Genomic DNA, 17,032 nt, shown 5'->3' on the forward strand with positions numbered 1-17,032 from the left:
TTTACACACTCCAGAGTATCTGCACCGACCACACGGCGCACGCGATCAGCCACATGGCCGACGCGGTTTGGATGAGGAAGCGAACGCCCACGTTCTTGATGTAGTCCTGATAGACGGAGACGACGCCGACCCACGCGTGATAGAACAGGCCGATCAGGGTGGCCAGGGTGAACAGCTTGAACCACGTCTTGGCGAACAGGCCGGCCCAGCCTTCATAGCTGAAGTTGGAACCGGTCAAAAAGGCAATCAGCAGCACGAGGGTGTACACCACCATCACCACGGCGGTGGCGCGCTGGGCCAGGAATTCGCCCAGGCCGTAGTGGGCGCCGACGACGATGCGCTTCGGTCCGATATTGTTTTTCATTTAGAACACTCCGAACAGTTTCAGGGCGACCAGGAACGTCACGGCCAGGCTGATGACCAGCACGGCGACGGACGTCTGGCGGGCCGAATCCTTGTCCAGGCCGATGTGCGTATCCATCACCAGGTGGCGGATGCCGGCGCAGAAGTGGTGCATATAGCCCCAGACCAGCGCCAGGATCACCAGTTTCGAGAACGGGTGCGAGGCGATGCCCTGGAAGTGGGCGAAGGAGATTTCGGAGCGGATGCTTTCCTGCAGCAGGTACAGGATGAAGGGCAGCAGCACGAACAGCAGCAGGCCGCTGATGCGGTGCAGGATCGACACGATGGCCGAGAACGGCATCCGGTAGTTCGACAGCTCGGTAACGTGGATGTTGCGGAACTCTCGTCGCGCTTTTCTATGGGTTTCTTGTACAGCCATTGGAGACCTCTCTCACCTGGATTGTTTTTCTAGGCCCGCGCGCGACCATTCCTAGGGAAGCACTGATTTACAGCTGGTGGATGAGATCAGTCCTGAAAAACGTGCTCAGCAAGGAGCAAATTTCCCGTCATACCGAGGTATGGCGGGGCATTTGTGACGCAGCTGGGCGCGTTTTCTCAGGGCTGAGATCGCCGCCATGAGCAAATCTGTGCTTCCCTACAGCCAACGCGGGTTGCAAGCCACGCATTATCGGCGGATGGCGATATACTGTCCAATATATAGAACGTTTGGAATCCAGACGATAATCAGATACCAGCTCGGAGTGTTGTAATGGAATTAAGGCGTTTGCGCTATTTCGTGGCCGTGGCCGAGGAGGGCAATGTGACCCGTGCGGCGGAAAGGCTGGGCATCGGCCAACCGCCGCTGAGCCAGCAAATCCTCACGCTGGAGCGGGAGCTGGACGTGCCGCTGTTCCATCGCACGGGCCACGGCGTGTCGCTCACCGAGGCCGGCAAGGCGCTGCTCGTCGACGCGAAGCGCCTGCTGAACGATGCCCAGCAAGCTGTATCAAACGCGCAACGCGCCGGCCGCGGCGAGACAGGGCATCTGCACCTGGGCTTGACGGCTTCCGCCGCCTTCCACCCGATCGTGCGCGCGCTGATCCGTGCCTTCCGCAGCACCTACCCCGGCGTGGCGCTCACGCTGACGGAGGGCACCACGACCCAGCTCCTTGCGTTGCTGGAAGAAGGGCGCCTCGACCTGGCGCTCATGCGCCCCGGCACGCACTCGTTCGCCGGCATCGCCCTGTACCAGATCGCCAGCGAACCGATGAAGGTGGTCCTGCCGGCCGGCCACCCGCTGGCGAAGAGCCGGCGCATCCCCCTGACGTCGCTGGCGCACGAATCCTTCGTGCTGATCCCGCGCGAGGAAAGCCCAATGCTGCACGACGAGATCTACAACGCCTGCCGCCAGGCCGGCTTCGAGCCCGTGGCGGGGCAGCAGGCGCCCCAGCTGTCGTCGGTGGTGAACCTGGTGTCCGCCGAATTCGGCGTGTCGATCGTGCCGGCGTCGGTCAGCCAGATCCGCGCCGAGGGTGTGGTGTATCTGGATATCGCGGATGCGAAGGTGGTGACGAACCTGGCGCTGGCGTCGCGGGAAGCGGAGCCGTCGGCGATGGTCGACAATTTCCTCGCCCTGGCGGAGGAAGCACGGGCGGCGGTGGGGCAGGGGCGGGGCCGGCGGTAAGATAGCGGCGCCTTGCCACCCACGCGTGATCCAGCCCACCTTATTCGTCCGGGAAGGGCGGGACGAGTTTTTCCTCCCCCGGCCGCAGGCCCCCGAGATGCTTCAGGACGCGGGCATACTCGGGATGATCCTTCCGGTAGGTGGCCTGGCCGTGGCCCACCGCTTCCCCGTGCCTCATGTAGAGGTCCATCACGATGGTGCCGTCGTCGAGCATCCGGGCGGCGCCGATGGGCAGCTGGTCGGCATCCGCCGCCGTGTCGGCCGCACGTGGCGAAGGGGCGTTCCCGCCCCTGAAGTATGCGAATGCCAGCATCAGCAGCAGGACGGCTGCCGCCGAAACTACGACAGCACGTTTCATATACACCTCCAGTATGCGAACCGATTGATGGCGGTGCCTGTTCAGTCACGCCCCTGACTGCGCGGCGGGCTTGCAGGCCGCGCCGGCACGCGCCGCAGCACCTCATCGTACAGCGCAAGGTCCAGGAAAGCCGTCACCTCGGCAGCACGACCGTCGCGCATGCGGAAAATCCATACATAGCTGTTCCGGTATGGCCGCCCATCGCCGGCCACGCCCTCGCCATCCCAGCGCGCGATCACATGCTCCCCGTCGGCCCACACCATCCGCGAAACGGGCCTGACCGGCGTGGCCATGCGGGCGGCAAATGGAGCGATGGCGCGATCGATGAAGTCCTGGCGACCGTGGTAAGTGCCGGCGGACGGGCCGCTGCCGATGATCGTCCACACGGCATCCTCGCGCAGCACCTCGTTGAAGAAGCCCGTGCCGCCGGCCGCCCAGCGGCCGAAGGCGGCGTCGATGAAGCGGCGGTTGGCCTGTGCGTTGAATGGCTGTGCATCGGCGGCGACACCGGCGCCCGCCACCGCCAGCAGGCCGAGGGCGAAGCGGCGGCGGTTCGTCGCCGCTTCATGGATGCAAGTCGTATTGGTCGACATGCCGTGATCCTCCCGAATTGAAAGAGCAGGGCACCATCTTGCATCACCAGCCGCGCCAGGCGATTGCCGGATGGTCCGGGGTGCTTGCACGATCGACCGGCCATGCATCGGCGATCACTTGTCCGCCACCGGTTCCCCGAAGTCAGGCGTACCGTCGGCGCGCCATTTGATCGCCTGCGCACGCGTATGCCGGTTCGGGTCGTTCAGCGAATCCCCCGGAATCTGCTCATAGCTGCGCGCATGGTAGACCAGGATGTCGGTCTTGCCGTCGGGTGTGGTGGTGAACGAGTTGTGCCCAGGGCCGTACTGGCCCGTACGCTTGCTGCTCCTGAACACCGGCTGCGACGACTTCGTCCACGAGCGCGCATCGAGCAGGTTGCCGCCGGCATCGGCCGTCAGCATGCCCAGCGCGTAATTGGCGTCCGTCGCGCTGGCCGAATACGTGACGAACACGCGGCCATTCTTCACCAGCACGGCCGGCGCCTCGTTGACGTCGAACTTCACTTTTTCCCAGTCGTACTCTGGCACGGTGAGCAGGGTGGCCGGGCCCCTGATCGACAGCGGCGTGTCCATTTCGGCGATGTACACGCCGGTCATGTGCTTGTCGGCCGTGGGCGGGCGCTGCGTCCACAGCAGGTAGCGCTTGCCGCCATGGGCGAAGGTCGTGGCATCGAGCGCGAAGATTTCCCAGCCCGTCTTCAATTGCCCGCGTTCCTTCCACGTACCCTCCAGCGGGTCGGCGGACGCGTTCTCCAGCACGTACAGGCGGATATCGAGGGGCGCTTCGGAACTGCCCGCGGTGAAGTACACATACCACTTGCCGTCGATCCGGTGCATTTCCGGCGCCCAGATGTTCCGGCTCATCGGGCCGTTTGCCGGCGCGCGCCAGAGGACCTTCGCCTCGGCCTTGCCAAGGCCATTCAGGTCGCGGGCACGGCGCACCTCGATGCGGTCGTATTCGGGCACGGTGGCGGCCAGGTAGTAATGGCCGTCGGCCTGCAGCGTCACGTGCGGGTCGGCGCGCTGCGGCACCAGCGGGTTGTCGAAGACGGGGGCGGCAGCGGCCGGCAGCGAGAAAATGAAGGCGGCGAGCACGGGGAGGGCACGATAGGGCATGGCATCTCGAATAGTTATTGTGCGGCGAGTGTGCCATCGCTGGCGGCGCCGGCGCCAATAACATTTGATGAACCTGGAATAACCAAATCGGTATCGCGACAGTACGAATGGGGTAATACCACTTGCTACTGGCCATCGAAGCAACCGACTGCTAGCATGCCTTACCGACAACACAGGGGAGTCGCATGCGCCAACCGATCACGCTTCACCCAGCCGTTCCGGATGCATCCGCGGGCGCGCCATGGAAATGAGCGTCAAGGAACCCGGAAGCCCGGCAAGCCACGCCACGCGGGACGTGGTGGTCGGCATGCTGTTCGTCGGTCTGTTGTTCTTCATCCTCGGCTTCGTCACGTGGCTCAACGGCTCGCTGGTGCCGTTCCTGAAGATCGTCTGCGGCTTGAACAACTTCCAGGCGCTGTGGGTCACCTTCGCGTTCTACATCGCCTATACCGTGATGGCGCTGCCGGCGGCGGCGGTGCTGCGGCGCACGGGCTACAAGAACGGCATGACGATCGGGCTGGGCGTCATGGGCCTGGGCGCGCTGCTGTTCATCCCGGCGGCGCAGAGCACGCGCTATGAGCTGTTCCTGGCCGCGCTGTTCACCCTGGCCACCGGCATGACGTTGATGCAGACGGCCATCAACCCGTATATCGTGTGCATCGGCCCGCGCGACAGCGCCGCCATGCGCATCAGCATCATGGGCCTGTTCAACAAGGGCGCCGGCGTGATCGTGCCGCTCATCTTCGCGTCGCTGATGCTGGCCGATATCGACGATTTCTCGCACACGGCACTGGCCTCGCTCGACGCGGCCACCCGTGCCGCGCTGGGCCGGCGGCTCGCCTTCCCGTACGGCTGCATGGCGGGCCTGCTGTTCGCCATCATGGTCTTCATTCATTTCTCCAGCCTGCGCGACATCCCGCCCGAGGGCGATGAACCGGGTGCCGCCGTACGGGGGGCCGCCGTACGGGGCCCCGACGTGCTGCAATTCCCGCAGCTGGTGCTGGGCGCGCTGGCGCTGTTCGCCTACGTGGGCGTGGAGGTGATCGCGGCCGATACGATCGGCCTGTATGGCCATGAGCTGAGCGTGGCCAATTTCGGCGTGCTCACCTCGTACACGATGGTGTGCATGGTGCTCGGCTACCTGGTCGGCGTGGTCGCGATTCCCCGCTGGCTGTCGCAGCAGCGCGCGCTGTTGCTGTCGGCCCTGGCCGGCGTGCTGTTCACCATCGGCGTCGTCACCGGTTCCACACGGGCCGACGGCATTTCGCAGGCGCTGCTGGGGTGGGCCGGCATTGCGCCGGTGCCGGATTCGGTGATGTGCTTGGCGCTGCTCGGCCTGGCCAACGCGATGGTCTGGCCTGCCATCTGGCCGCTGGCCCTGCAGGGCCTGGGGCGCCACACGGCGAGCGGGTCGGCGGTATTGATCATGGCGATCTGCGGCGGGGCCGTGCTGCCGCTGCTGTATGGCCACCTGTCGGACCTGGCCACCCCGCGCGCGGCCTACTGGCTGCTGCTGCCGTGCTACCTGCTGATCTTCTGGTATGCCGCCCACGGCCACAAGCTGCGCAGCTGGCGCTGACAAGACTATCGAACTGGAAGGAGACAAGCTTGGCTGATCGAAACAGGGCCTGGAGCGGGGTGCTCGCCGCGCCGCTTTTGCTGGCATTGCTGGCGCCGCCGGTGCCGGCCCTCGAGGTCGCGCCGCTCGCGAAGGAGCCCGCGCCGGCCGTGGCGGAGGCGTACGCAAGCGCGGAGCGACTGCAACTGCGCTGGGAACTGCAACGCAATCTGTTCACGGCGGAAAACCCGCGCGGGCGCACGCAGGCGCGCCTCACCCTGGCCAATCACGACAGCCAGCCCTTGCCACCCCGGGGCTGGTCGCTGTACTTCAACAGCATGGATGCCATCGAGCCCGGCGCCACGACCGGCGGCCTGGTGGTCGAGCAGGTGGCCGGCGGTTATTTCCGCCTGCGGCCGGGGCCGGATTTCGGCGGGCTGGCGCCGGGGCAGTCGCTCGAAGTGGGTTTGCTGTACCCGTACGCGATCGTCAAGCTCGACAAGGCGCCTACCGGCCCCTATCTGGTATACGACGCGGCGCCGGACAAGGCCGTGGCCATTCCGGACTTTGCCCTGCTGCCGGTGACGCGCCCGGAGCAGGTGGAGGTGGGCAGCAGCGGCCTGAAGCCCGTGGTCACGCCGGCCGACACGTACCGCCGCAACCTGCGGGCCGACCGGTTGCCGCCGTCGGCCGTGCCGCCCGTGCTGCCGACGCCGATCCAGTTGCAAGCGGGGCCCGGCAAGCTGCTCCTGGCGGGGCAGGTGCAAGTGACCGCACCGGCGGGCCTGGCCGCCGAAGCGGCGCTGGCGCGTTCCCTGTTCCCGGCGGGTGGCGCCGCGGTCAGGCTCGCCATCGGCAGCGTGGAAGGCCAGGCGTCGGCGGAGGCGTACCGCCTGACGATCGACACCGATAGCGGCGTCACGATCACCGGCAACGGCGCGGCCGGCGTATTCTATGGCCTGCAAACGCTGCGCGACCTGATGCCACTGCCGGGCGCGGCCGAGCAGGCGCTGCCCGAGCTGGCGATCGTCGACGCGCCACGGTTCGGCTACCGCGGCTTCCAGCTGGACGTGGCGCGCAACTTCCAGCGCAAGGAAGTCGTGTTCAAGTGGCTGGACCTGATGGCCCGCTACAAGCTGAACAAGTTCCATTTCCACCTGACGGACGACGAGGGCTGGCGCCTCGAGATCGCCGGCCTGCCCGAGCTGACGGCCATCGGCGCCGTGCGCGGCCACAGCGCGAAGCCCGGCGTGCGGCTGCAACCGGCCTACGGTTCCGGCCCCGACCCGGCGGACCCGCACGGCTCCGGCCACTATACCCGCGCCGACTACATCGAGATCCTGCGCTACGCGGCGGCACGGCACATCGACGTGATCCCGGAGATCGAGATGCCCGGCCACGCGCGGGCCGCCGTGCAGGCGATGGAGGCGCGCTACAAGCGCCTGAGGGCGGCCGGAAGCAGGGACGCGTCGAAGTACCTGCTGCACGATGCCGACGACCGCTCGGTCTACAAGTCGCCGCAGATGTACGACGACCACGTGATCAACCCCGGTCTCGAATCGAGCTTCACCTTCATCGACCACGTGGTGGGGGAGGTCGCGAAGCTGCACCGCGCCGCCGGCGTGCCGCTGCGCACCATCCACATGGGCGGCGACGAATTGCCCGACGGCGCCTGGGAAAAGTCGCCGGCGAGCCGCGCCCGCATGGACCGCGAAAAGCTCGAGACGAGCGCCGACCTGTGGGACTACTTCTACGACCGGGTCGACCGCATCGTTCGAAAGCACGGCCTGCTCGCTTCCGGCTGGGAAGAAATGGCGGCCAGGAAGACCACGCTGCACGGCAAGCACAAGCTGATCCCGAACCCGCTGTTCACCCAGCGCGGCTTCACCGCCTGGGTATGGAACAACACCGAAGGCGCCGAGGACCTGGCCTACCGCCTGGCCAACGCCGGCTACGACATCGTGCTGGCGCCGGTGACGAAGATGTACATGGACATGGCGCACAACCCGAACCCCGAGGAGCCGGGCGTCAACTGGGGCGCTTACGTGGAATTGGACGACGTGTACGACTTCATCCCGTTCGACTACCTGAAGAACGCCGGCGACAAGGCGCGCACCGGCAAGGATGGCTTGACGGACTACGGCAGGCGTCGCGTGCGCGGGCTCGAAGCGACGCTGTTCACGGAAACGGTGCGCGACCCGCGCCGCATCGACTACCTGGTGATGCCGCGCCTGCTGGCGGTCGCCGAACGGGCCTGGGCGCCCGATCCCGCCTGGGCCCTCGAGTCGGATGCGGCGACGGCGGCCGCGCTGCACCGCGCCGCGTGGTCCGGCTTCGTCAATGCGCTTGGCCAGCGCGTGCTGCCGCGGCTCGACCTGGAGCGGGCCGGCGTCGACTACCGTATCGCACCGCCTGGCCTGCTGGTCGAGGGCGGGCAAGTGCTCGTGAACCACGTCTTGCCCGGAATGACCCTGCGCTATACGAGCGATGGCACGACGCCCACGGGGGCCAGCAAGGCGGTGACCGGGCCGATCGCCGAGCGGGGCATCATCAAGGCTGCCGCGTTCGACCGCAACGGCCGGCCGGGGCTGGTGGCGAGCGTGGAGAACCGCTGACGCAGGCTCCTGCCCTGATCTCCGCAGGAATCGATGTTTGCGCTATCTTCAGCGCGCGGAATATGTGACGATAGCGTCCGGAAGCGTGGCGATGTTTGCGCTACCGCTGCCGCCGACACTATCGTCCACCCGGACATGTTCCGAACTGAGGAGGAGATCGAATGCAACCGAAGATTTGCATGGAAAGACACGGCCTTACCCGCATGGGCATTTGCGCCGGCAAGCTTGCCGGTGCCCTGGCGCTGGTCTATGCGCTTGCCGCGCCGGCACTGGCGCAGAATGACAAGATGACGCCCATCGCGGCGCCGCCGCAGCCGGATGCGATCGTGCTGGGCACGGGCGCCTTGCCCGGCGCCACGGTGCAGGAATCGTGGCACAAGCAGTATGGCAGCACGTTTGCCCGCAACGTCACCGTCGCCACGCTGACGCCCATCCTGCCCGCGCGGGACAAGGCAACCGGGGCCGCCGTGATCGTCGCGCCGGGCGGCGGGTTCCGCACGCTGTCGATGAACAACGAAGGGTGGGACGTGGCGCGCGCGCTGGCCGACAAGGGCGTGGCCGCCTTCGTGCTGAAGTACCGGCTGGTGCAGACGCCAGCCGACATGCCGGCGTTCGAGAAGGCGATGGCCGAGATGTTCTCCGGCGCCTCGCGCCCCCGGCTGCACCAGAACCCCGCCGTGGAACTGGCGCCGCAGATCGCCGATGCCCGGGCCGCCTTCAGGCTGGTGCGCTCCCGCGCCAAGGAATGGGGTGTCGACACTGACCGCATCGGCATGGCCGGCTTTTCCGCCGGCGCGATGCTGACGATGGCCACCACCCTGTATGGCGAGGATGCGAAGCCGGCCTTCATCGCCAATATCTACGGCCCGCTGGCACCGGTGACGGTGCCGGCCGACGCGCCGCCGCTGTTCGTGGCGCTGGCGGCCGACGACCCGTTCTTCGCCAACGCCGGCTATGGCCTGATCGACAGCTGGCGCACCGCCAAGCGCCCGGTGGAGTTCCACCTGTACGAGCAGGGCGGCCATGGCTTCGGCATGTATCCGAAGACCACCACCAGCACCGGCTGGTTCGACGGCTTCGCGCGCTGGCTCGGCATGCACGGCTACCTGCAGCGCAAGGGGGCCTGACGCGGCCCCCATGCCGCTGCCGCGAACTCAGCGTCGCGGTGGCGGCGCGCTGACGCCGGCTTCGGTCTGCACCACCGGCTTCATCGTGCCGTCCGGGTTGTATTGCAGGTGCTCGACGGTGACGGCGCGCCGGCCGATCGCGCCGTTCATGTCGCCGACAGCCAGCGTGGCATTGTGCAGGAACAGGTACCAGTTATCCTTGAACTGCACGATGCCGGGGTGGATCGTGAAGCTGTACTTGCCCGAGCCGGTCAGGAGGCCCCGGTAGGTCCACGGGCCGTCCAGGCTGGTCGCCGTCGAGTACGACACGTGCTCGTCGCGCTGGGTCTTGCGGTCCAGCGAGGCATACGTGAGGTAGTACAGCTTGCCGCGCTTGTGCAGCCACGGGCCTTCCTCGAAGTGCGGCGGCGTGATCTCGCGGATCGGCCCGTCGATCTCGATCATGTTCGGTTTCAGCCTGGCGATATAGCACTGGCGGTTGCCCCAGGCGAGCCAGGTGGTGCCGTCGTCGTCGGTGAACACGGTGGGATCGATGTCTTCCCAGCTGTGCGTGCCCTTCGGGGTCATCTCGTTCGTCACGAGTGCCGAGCCGCGCGCATCCTTGAAGGGGCCGGTCGGCTTGTCCGCCACCGCCACGGCGATGGCCTTGCCGGGGTGGGTGCCGTCGTGCTCCACGGCGGCATAGAAGTAAAACTTGCCGTTCTTTTCGATCGCCTGCGAAGCCCAGGCATCGGCCTTGGCCCACTTGAAATCCTTCACGTTCATGATGGCGCCGTGGTCGGTCCACGTCTTCATGTCCTTCGTCGAATAGACGAGCCATTCGCGCATATTGAACATTTCGTCGCGCTGCGCCTCGTCGTGGCCCACGTACAGGTACAGCGTGTCACCGACCACCAGCGGGGCGGGATCGGCCGTGAACTTGTCGCGGATGATGGGATTCGAGCCGGGTGCGGTGCCGGGTTTCACCTGCGCCGCCGCCGGCAGGGCGAGGGCGGCCGCGCACAGCGAGGCCAGCGCCACGCGCGCGAAGGGGTGTATTGCTTTCATTGGTATCTCCATGGTTGTCGTTGTTTTCAACGGGCGGCCTGCACGTAGGGGCCGATCACGACACCCACGAAGCCTTTCGCCTTTTGCGTGGACAGGAAGGTCACGTCCACGTCCTCCTTCAGCGTCTTCATTTCACCGCCGCTGCGATAGCGGTACGACGAGCGTCCGCCGCGCATTTCCATCACGAGCTCCACCCGATTGTCGGGCACGGCCGCCGTCTGGAGCAAGGTCTCCTTGCCGCCCTCGGACTTGTAGAGGGCGACCACGCGCTTGCCGTCCACGCTCGCCAGGCCGAGGAAGATCCAGGCGCCGTCGTTCTGCATGGCGAGCAGGCCGGCGCGCTCGCCGTCGCGGCCGGGCGCGTACTGCACGACGGTCGACACGGTGGCGTCGTGGTGCTGCTGGCGGCGGCCGACGAAGCCCGGCACGCCGGAAAGGTCGCCCAGCGGCTGCCCGGCCTTCAGCACCAGTTCGCCCTTGGCGATCTCGTACAGCTCGCCGCGCGGCGTGCGCAGGCCCATCCAGGCGGGCGACAGGGGGCCGTCGAATTCATCGACATAGGTAAAATCGCCGCTCATCGGCACCTTCGGCGCCGGCTGCGCGGGCAGCTTCGGTTTCGCGTGCGCGTAGGGTACCGTCTTGCCCTGTTCGAGGATCATCGGCCAGCCATCCTTCCACGTCACGGGCAGCAGGAAGGTGTCGCGGCCGATGTTATAGAAATTGCCGGGGTAGGGGCGCGTAGCCAGGAACACCGCCCACCATTCGCCGTTCTGCGTCTGCACGAACTTGGCGTGGCCGGCGGTCGTGACCGGATTCGGGCGCTTCGGGTCGAGGTCGCGCTGCGTGAGGATCGGGTTGACGGGGCCGGGCGTGTAGGGGCCCATCACGTCCTTCGAGCGAAACACCACTTCCGAGTGATTGTCGGCGGTGCCGCCTTCCGCGCAGATCAGGTAGTACCACCCGTCCTTCTTCAGGATGTGCGGCGCCTCGATCCAGATGGGCTTTTTCGCGGGATCGACGCCGCCGTCGACCAGCACCTTCGGCTGGCCGATACGCTGCAGCGACACGGGATCGATCTCGGTGATCCAGATCGCGCGGTGGCCGTCGTAGCGGGGCGTGCCCTCGGGTGCGTCGTTGTGCACGACATAGGCGCGGTCGCCGTCCCAGAAGATCGACGGGTCGATGCCGTTCAAGCCTTTCACCGTGACCGGGTTGGACCATGGCCCGGCCGGGTTGTCGGCCGTGACGATGAAGTTGCCCACGCCGCCGGGGCAGCTGGCGCAGGTTGTGATGATGTAGAACTTGCCCTTGTGATGCGAGATGTCCGGCGCGAAGATGCCTTGCGAGCCGCGCACGCCGGTGAAATCGATCTGGCCGGGCCGCTCGAGGGCATTGCCCACCTGGGTCCACGTGACGAGGTCCTTCGAGTGCATCACGGGCAGGCCGGGGAAGTTGGTGAACGAGGAGGCCACCACGTAGTAGTCGTCGCCGGCGCGCACCACCGATGGATCGGGGTAGTAGCCGGCGAGGATGGGGTTCACGTATTCTCCGGGCCGCGCTTTGGCCTGCTCCTGGGTTTGGCCCGAATAGCTGAAGCGCTCGAAGCGCGCGGTGGCGCTGTCCGCCGCGTGGGCCGCGTTGGCGAGGAACAGGGCTGCAAGGAATGCCGTTGGATATCTCATCGTCGTCAAAAAAGAAAAACGCGGCCCCGGGTGGCGGGGCCGCCAAAACTCGCCGGAGCGAGACCATGAATCGTTACGTGCCTCCGCGCGTCAGAACGCGGTGCGCAGCGACATCGTGTAACTCCGCCCCGGCTTGTACTCGTCGTAGATCGCGTTGGAAAACTGCGTGTACGTCTGGCTGATCGCATTGTTCAGGTTCCATACCGACAGCGTGAGGTCGGTGTTGTAGCGGAAGTCGAACATGCGCTTCAGGTTCATTCCCACCGACAGGTCCACCTGCTTGCGCTCCGTCGTGTACGCGTAGGCGCCGCCCTCCACCGACAGGCCCGTGCTCGTGTTGACCACGTGCGAAGCCGTGTACTGCCGCGACACGCGGGCCGACAGGCCGTTGCGCTCGTAGTACAAGGTGAAGTTGTTGGTGCGCGGCGGCACGCCGGCAACGGGCGGGGCGTTCGGCGCCTCGTCCGTCTGCTTCGTGTACGTGAAGTTGCCGGTGAAGCCGAAGCCTTTCACGGGCAGCATGTCGAGCGGCTGCTGCCACGTCAGTTCCACGCCGCGCACCTTCAGCTTGCTGTCGATGTTGTAGGGTTCCGTGACCTCGACCACGTGATTGGCCCGGCCGCCGCTCGCGGTCACCGCCTGCTGCTGCGCATCGGTCAGGCCGATCTCGCCGTACAGGGCATCCAGTTCGGCCAGCGTGTAAAGCAGCACCCGCCGGCCCGGGCGGCTCGTGATGTCCTTGGCAAAGGCACTGGCGGCCACATAGGCTTCCCGGCTGAAGTAGTACTCGAGGCCGACGTCGAGGTTGTTGGCCGCGAACGGCTTCAGGTTCGGATTGGTCAGGTTGGCCTGGCGCGCGCCCTGGTCGCCGATCGAGAGGCGGGTCTGGCGCAGGTCGGCCGGATTGGCGCGCGTCAGCGATTTCGAACCGGACAGCCGGAAGATCGTGTTCGGCGTGATGTTGTAGGCCAGCGTGGCCGACGGCAGGTTATTGCTGTAGTGGATGGTTTCATAAGCCCACGAATCCAGGTTCCGATACAGCCCGCCGTTCTGCAGCCCGGCGTTGCGCGGATCGGCCACGTAGGACAGGTCGCCGATCGTCTGCTTCGTGCGCGCGTGCCGCAAGCCGGCGTTGTAGCGCAGCGTGCGCCCGAACAGCTCGGTGCGGCCGGTGACCTCGGCATAGGCCGAGGTCACCACCTCGCGAATGTAACCGCCGCTGCCGCTGTTGAAGCCCTGGTAGATATTGTCGCGGAAGAACTGGTAGTCCGTATCCTTCGCGAACTTCGGCCAGTCGACGGTGATGAAGCCGTGGTTGCTGGGGCGCGCGTAATTGGGCACCGCGGCATTCGGGATCACGGAACCCAGGTAGGCCAGCGGCGGGCCGCCGGCCGTGACGCCGGTGCCGTAGCCCGGGTAGACCGTGGCGGCGTCCGGGATCGGCCCCGGTGTGCTCCGCCCGTCGCAGCCGGGCGTGCGCAGCTGGGTGTTCGGGGCGAACAGGCGGGCGTTGACGTTATTGCCGCAGGTGACGTTCATCCACGCGTCGGCCACGCTGTAGCCGCGGTAGCGGCGTTCGATATCGTCCCATGCGCCGCCCACCTTCAGCGTCAGGTCGCCGTCGCCCCATGCCACGTTCAGGCGCGACCCCTTGGTGGTGTTGGTGCGTTCGTACAGGTCCATGCGCAGGCCGGAAAGGCCCTGGCCGGCCTGGTACCAGCCGAAGTTGCGCGGATCGTTCACATCCAGGTTGCCGGTGTAGGTCGGCGTCTGCCCCGGTGTCGTGTTGTCATAGGCGATCACCGAATTGGCCGACGGCGTGGCCAGCAGCACCGTCGGCATGTCCCGCCAGAACGTGCTCTTCGTGTAGTTCACGTGACCGTCGATCGTCCATTTGTCGGCCGGGCGCCACTCGAAGCCGGGGTTGAAGCTGCGGAACACGGTCTTTTCTTCCATGGGCCGGAATTCCAGCGACCAGAAGGTGTTGGCGAACGTGCCCTTGGTGATCACGCAGCCGATGGTGCAGTCGCTGCGGTCGAATTCCAGGCCGATGGGGATCGGCGTGTTGGCCCGCGTGCCCACGTTCATGCCTTCCGAGAGCATGCTGTTTTCCTTCTGGGCGAACAGCGTGTCCAGGTAGATGTCCCAGTGCTCGTTCGGCTGCCACTGCACGCTGATCACTTCGCCGGCGCGCTTGCGCTCGCCCTGGTAGACCACGTGGCGGCCCAGGCGGCCCATCAGGCCGTTGTCGATCTGCTGCAGCGTGGCGCCGGGGTTCAGGGCCAGCAGCATCTTGCGGTCGATCTGGGCGCCGGGCACGAGCACGGAGCGGGCATAGTCGGGCAGGGAAGCGAGCGGCAGGCCGGTCGGCACCGTGTCGGGCGTCGATTGCGAACCGCCGCCGGTGCTGTTCGGCTTGTCCGAAGCATTGGCCTGGAACGATTTCAGTTGCAGGTTGCGCATGTCCACGGTCTGGAACGCGTCGGTCTTGTACTTGGTGTTCCCCCATGCCACACCGGCCAGGATGCCGAAGCGGCCGAACGTGCTGCTGTTCCACGTGTTGCTGATGAGGCCCGAGCCGGTATTGCCCCACTTGCCGTCCTGGTCGCGATAATTGCCCGACAGGGTAAAGGCCGAGCGCAGGCCGGCCTTGTCGAACGGGCGCACGCTGCGCATGTTGACCGTGCCGGCAATGCCGCCCTCGATCACGCTGGCCATCTGGCTTTTATAGACGCTGGCGCTGCGGAACAGCTCCGAGGGCAGGAAGTCCATGTCCACTTCGCGGTTGGCGCTGATGGTGCCGCCCCAGCTGCCGGCCGATGCCGATGCCATCGGCGCGCCGTTGAGCAGCACGCGCGTGAACGCCGGGCCCATGCCGCGGATCGAGATGTTCATCCCCTCGCCGTCGATCGAGGCGCGCGTGACCTGCACGCCGGGCACGCGCGACAGCGCGTCGGCGATGTTGGGGTCGGGGAACTTGCCCATGTCCTCGGAGAAGACGGTGTCCGACAGGCCGATGTTGTCGCGCTTTTCGGCAGCGGACAGGCCCAGCGAGCTGCGATAGCCGCTGACGGTGATCGTGACAGGCTTGTCCTGCGTCGCCGTGGTGGCGGCGCTGCTGGTGGTTGCGGGAACGGGGCCTGACGGTGGCTCCGCTTGCGCCTGCGCCCATGCGCTGCCGACGATTCCCGAGATAACGCTCAGCACGAGCGCATCGCGCCCGCGACCCAGCGAACGCCGATGGGCGCTTGCATACTTCTTGTTCATCCATGTCTCCATTATTGTTGGCCTCTGGGGCCGTACCGGCCGGTCGCACCGTGCCAGGTGTTTTTACTGGAATAAACAACAGCATTTCGTTAGCGTAGAGGGTGGTGCGGGACCTCCTTTCCAGGGCGTTGATAAACACGGTCTGTAACACTGGTGATAAGCGCTACCATAATCAATTCCGTGATCAGCCTGTCGAAAATCGTTGGCACTGCTCGCGGGAAGCTGAAATATCAGCGCGCTGAATGCAATCTAGCCCGGCGCAATTGGTCGATCCAATAACTTTTTCACGGCTGTCGATGCCGAAATGGGTATGGACACTCACCATCGTGGTGGCGCTTGCTTCGAAGGCGTTGATTTAAAATGAATAGCGCAAACATTGGCGATGGAACCGCTACCAATCGCCGTCCGCGCAGGTGATGCATTTTTGCTACAGCCCGGATGCTGTAAGCTCATGCATTTGTCCCACCGTCATTGCAAGTCAACATGCTGATCAATTGCGTCGCCTACCAGGAAGGCAAGAAACTGTCCGACATTCCCGTCGAGGACATCAGTGAATACCTGAAGGAGCAGGACACCTTCGTGTGGGTCGCGTTGCGCGACCCCGGTGTCGACGAGATCGAGGTCATGAAGGACGAATTTTCCCTGCATGAACTGGCGATCGAGGATGCCGCGCGCGGCCACCAGCGGCCCAAGATGGAGGAGTACGGGTCGAACATCTTCGTCGTGGTGCACATCGTGGAAATGGAGGGCGACGATTTGAAGGTCGGCCAGCTGGCCGTGTTCGCGGGCGCGAACTACGTGCTGTCGGTGCGCAGCGATTCGCGCCAGGACTTCCTCGGCGTGCGCGCCCGCGCCGAGCGCGAACCGCACCAGCTGGGCAAGGGCGCGGGCTTCGTGCTGTATGCGCTGGTCGATGCCGTCGTCGACCGTTATTTTCCCATCGTCGACCGGCTCGAATCGGACCTGGAATCGATCGAGGACCAGATCTTCAGCCAGAAGAACGGGCAGCGCGCCAATATCGAACGGCTGTATGAGTTGAAGCGCAAGGCGCTGGTGCTGCGCCATGCCGTGATCCCGCTGATGGATGCGGTGGGGCGCCTGCACGGCGGCCGCGTGCCCGCCGTGGTGGCGGAAACCCAGGATTACTTCCGCGACGTGCACGATCACCTGTTCCGCATCGCCGGTCGGCTCGACGCCGTGCGCGACACGATCAACACGGCGATCCAGGTCACGCTCTCGATGGTGGCAATCGAGGAAAACGACATCAGCAAGAAGCTCGCCTCCTATGCGGCGATCTTCGCCGTATTCACGGCATTCGCCGGCGTGTGGGGCATGAACTTCGAGTTCATGCCGGAGTTGAAGTGGAAGTATGGTTACCCGTGCGCGCTCGCCACGATGGCGCTGGTGTGCGGTTACCTGTACCGCAAGTTCAAGAAGGCAGGGTGGCTGTGACGGGCGAAGCGCGGTCCAAAACTGTACTGCGCGGTCTGTTGCTTCAAAGTATTTACAATTTGTCATAAATCCGTCATACTTCGGGCCCTCAGGTAATGCTCCAAACGCAGCAGTGATAACGCTATCGCCACGGTTCCGACGTGGCCATCCGGAAGATTCGCGCGCCATGCGGCCAGCTTCGTGCAGCCGCC

13 protein-coding genes are annotated in these 17,032 nt (G+C 65.7%); 5 read left to right on the plus strand and 8 right to left on the minus strand.

Annotated elements, in window-relative coordinates; genetic code table 11:
- Position 1: 1 nt before the first annotated feature.
- Together sdhD and sdhC are read right to left on the minus strand one after the other, a co-directional pair.
- Positions 2–364, minus strand: a complete 363-nt coding sequence (sdhD, locus tag V6Z91_RS19955; RefSeq protein WP_338760152.1) for a succinate dehydrogenase, hydrophobic membrane anchor protein — start codon at positions 362–364, stop codon at positions 2–4.
- A complete protein-coding gene (gene sdhC, locus V6Z91_RS19960; protein WP_338760156.1) occupies positions 365–781 on the minus strand; it encodes a succinate dehydrogenase, cytochrome b556 subunit in 417 nt (138 codons plus the stop codon).
- A gap of 330 nt (positions 782–1,111) precedes the next feature.
- On the opposite strand from sdhC, the gene V6Z91_RS19965 reads away from it, so the two are divergent.
- The gene (locus tag V6Z91_RS19965) at positions 1,112–2,026 is read left to right on the plus strand and encodes a LysR family transcriptional regulator (RefSeq protein ID WP_338760159.1); all 915 of its coding nucleotides are present in this window, start codon (positions 1,112–1,114) and stop codon (positions 2,024–2,026) included.
- A 40-nt stretch (positions 2,027–2,066) separates the two neighbouring features.
- Here the strand turns inward: V6Z91_RS19965 and V6Z91_RS19970 are convergent, their stop codons facing one another.
- The 3 genes from V6Z91_RS19970 to V6Z91_RS19980 form a co-directional block, all read right to left on the minus strand.
- Positions 2,067–2,384, minus strand: a complete 318-nt coding sequence (locus V6Z91_RS19970; protein ID WP_338760162.1) for a hypothetical protein — start codon at positions 2,382–2,384, stop codon at positions 2,067–2,069.
- Positions 2,385–2,425: 41 nt separating this feature from the next.
- Positions 2,426–2,977, minus strand: coding sequence for a nuclear transport factor 2 family protein (locus V6Z91_RS19975; RefSeq protein WP_338760165.1), 552 nt, complete (start codon positions 2,975–2,977; stop codon positions 2,426–2,428).
- Positions 2,978–3,091: 114 nt separating this feature from the next.
- The gene (locus V6Z91_RS19980) at positions 3,092–4,093 is read right to left on the minus strand and encodes a glycoside hydrolase family 43 protein (protein ID WP_338760168.1); all 1,002 of its coding nucleotides are present in this window, start codon (positions 4,091–4,093) and stop codon (positions 3,092–3,094) included.
- A 241-nt stretch (positions 4,094–4,334) separates the two neighbouring features.
- Between V6Z91_RS19980 and V6Z91_RS19985 the strand changes: the two genes are divergently transcribed.
- The 3 genes from V6Z91_RS19985 to V6Z91_RS19995 all read left to right on the plus strand — a co-directional run bounded on the left by V6Z91_RS19985 (position 4,335) and on the right by V6Z91_RS19995 (position 9,393).
- Positions 4,335–5,672 carry a sugar MFS transporter gene (locus V6Z91_RS19985; RefSeq protein ID WP_338760171.1) on the plus strand — a complete coding sequence of 446 codons (1,338 nt, stop codon included), beginning with the start codon at positions 4,335–4,337 and terminating at the stop codon, positions 5,670–5,672.
- A gap of 29 nt (positions 5,673–5,701) precedes the next feature.
- Positions 5,702–8,266 (plus strand): family 20 glycosylhydrolase, encoded by a 2,565-nt coding sequence (locus V6Z91_RS19990; protein WP_338760174.1) that lies wholly within the window; start codon positions 5,702–5,704, stop codon positions 8,264–8,266.
- Between the two features lie 161 nt (positions 8,267–8,427).
- Positions 8,428–9,393 (plus strand): alpha/beta hydrolase, encoded by a 966-nt coding sequence (locus V6Z91_RS19995; RefSeq protein WP_338760177.1) that lies wholly within the window; start codon positions 8,428–8,430, stop codon positions 9,391–9,393.
- Positions 9,394–9,420: 27 nt separating this feature from the next.
- On the opposite strand, the gene V6Z91_RS20000 is transcribed toward V6Z91_RS19995, so the two are convergent.
- From V6Z91_RS20000 to V6Z91_RS20010, 3 genes are all read right to left on the minus strand, one after another.
- Positions 9,421–10,440 carry a glycoside hydrolase family 43 protein gene (locus V6Z91_RS20000; protein ID WP_338760179.1) on the minus strand — a complete coding sequence of 340 codons (1,020 nt, stop codon included), beginning with the start codon at positions 10,438–10,440 and terminating at the stop codon, positions 9,421–9,423.
- A 26-nt stretch (positions 10,441–10,466) separates the two neighbouring features.
- Positions 10,467–12,122 (minus strand): glycoside hydrolase family 43 protein, encoded by a 1,656-nt coding sequence (locus V6Z91_RS20005; RefSeq protein WP_338760182.1) that lies wholly within the window; start codon positions 12,120–12,122, stop codon positions 10,467–10,469.
- A gap of 90 nt (positions 12,123–12,212) precedes the next feature.
- Positions 12,213–15,389: a TonB-dependent receptor gene (locus V6Z91_RS20010; protein ID WP_338760185.1), complete on the minus strand. Its 3,177-nt coding sequence runs from the start codon at positions 15,387–15,389 to the stop codon at positions 12,213–12,215.
- 483 nt (positions 15,390–15,872) lie between these two features.
- Between V6Z91_RS20010 and corA the strand changes: the two genes are divergently transcribed.
- The gene (gene corA / locus V6Z91_RS20015; RefSeq protein WP_338760188.1) at positions 15,873–16,841 is read left to right on the plus strand and encodes a magnesium/cobalt transporter CorA; all 969 of its coding nucleotides are present in this window, start codon (positions 15,873–15,875) and stop codon (positions 16,839–16,841) included.
- Positions 16,842–17,032 lie beyond the last annotated feature (191 nt).

It is taken from the genome of Massilia sp. METH4 (assembly GCF_037094685.1).
In the GTDB taxonomy this organism is placed as follows: domain Bacteria; phylum Pseudomonadota; class Gammaproteobacteria; order Burkholderiales; family Burkholderiaceae_D; genus Rugamonas.

Coding starts and splice junctions, on each gene's coding strand:
- V6Z91_RS19995 (WP_338760177.1), top strand. CDS start 8,428: ATGCAACCGAAGATTTGCATGGAAAGACACGGCCTTACCCGCATGGGC.
- V6Z91_RS19975 (WP_338760165.1), bottom strand. CDS start 2,977: ATGTCGACCAATACGACTTGCATCCATGAAGCGGCGACGAACCGCCGC.
- sdhC (WP_338760156.1), bottom strand. CDS start 781: ATGGCTGTACAAGAAACCCATAGAAAAGCGCGACGAGAGTTCCGCAAC.
- V6Z91_RS20005 (WP_338760182.1), bottom strand. CDS start 12,122: ATGAGATATCCAACGGCATTCCTTGCAGCCCTGTTCCTCGCCAACGCG.
- corA (WP_338760188.1), top strand. CDS start 15,873: ATGCTGATCAATTGCGTCGCCTACCAGGAAGGCAAGAAACTGTCCGAC.
- V6Z91_RS19970 (WP_338760162.1), bottom strand. CDS start 2,384: ATGAAACGTGCTGTCGTAGTTTCGGCGGCAGCCGTCCTGCTGCTGATG.
- V6Z91_RS20000 (WP_338760179.1), bottom strand. CDS start 10,440: ATGAAAGCAATACACCCCTTCGCGCGCGTGGCGCTGGCCTCGCTGTGC.
- V6Z91_RS19980 (WP_338760168.1), bottom strand. CDS start 4,093: ATGCCCTATCGTGCCCTCCCCGTGCTCGCCGCCTTCATTTTCTCGCTG.
- V6Z91_RS19965 (WP_338760159.1), top strand. CDS start 1,112: ATGGAATTAAGGCGTTTGCGCTATTTCGTGGCCGTGGCCGAGGAGGGC.
- V6Z91_RS19985 (WP_338760171.1), top strand. CDS start 4,335: ATGGAAATGAGCGTCAAGGAACCCGGAAGCCCGGCAAGCCACGCCACG.
- sdhD (WP_338760152.1), bottom strand. CDS start 364: ATGAAAAACAATATCGGACCGAAGCGCATCGTCGTCGGCGCCCACTAC.
- V6Z91_RS20010 (WP_338760185.1), bottom strand. CDS start 15,389: ATGAACAAGAAGTATGCAAGCGCCCATCGGCGTTCGCTGGGTCGCGGG.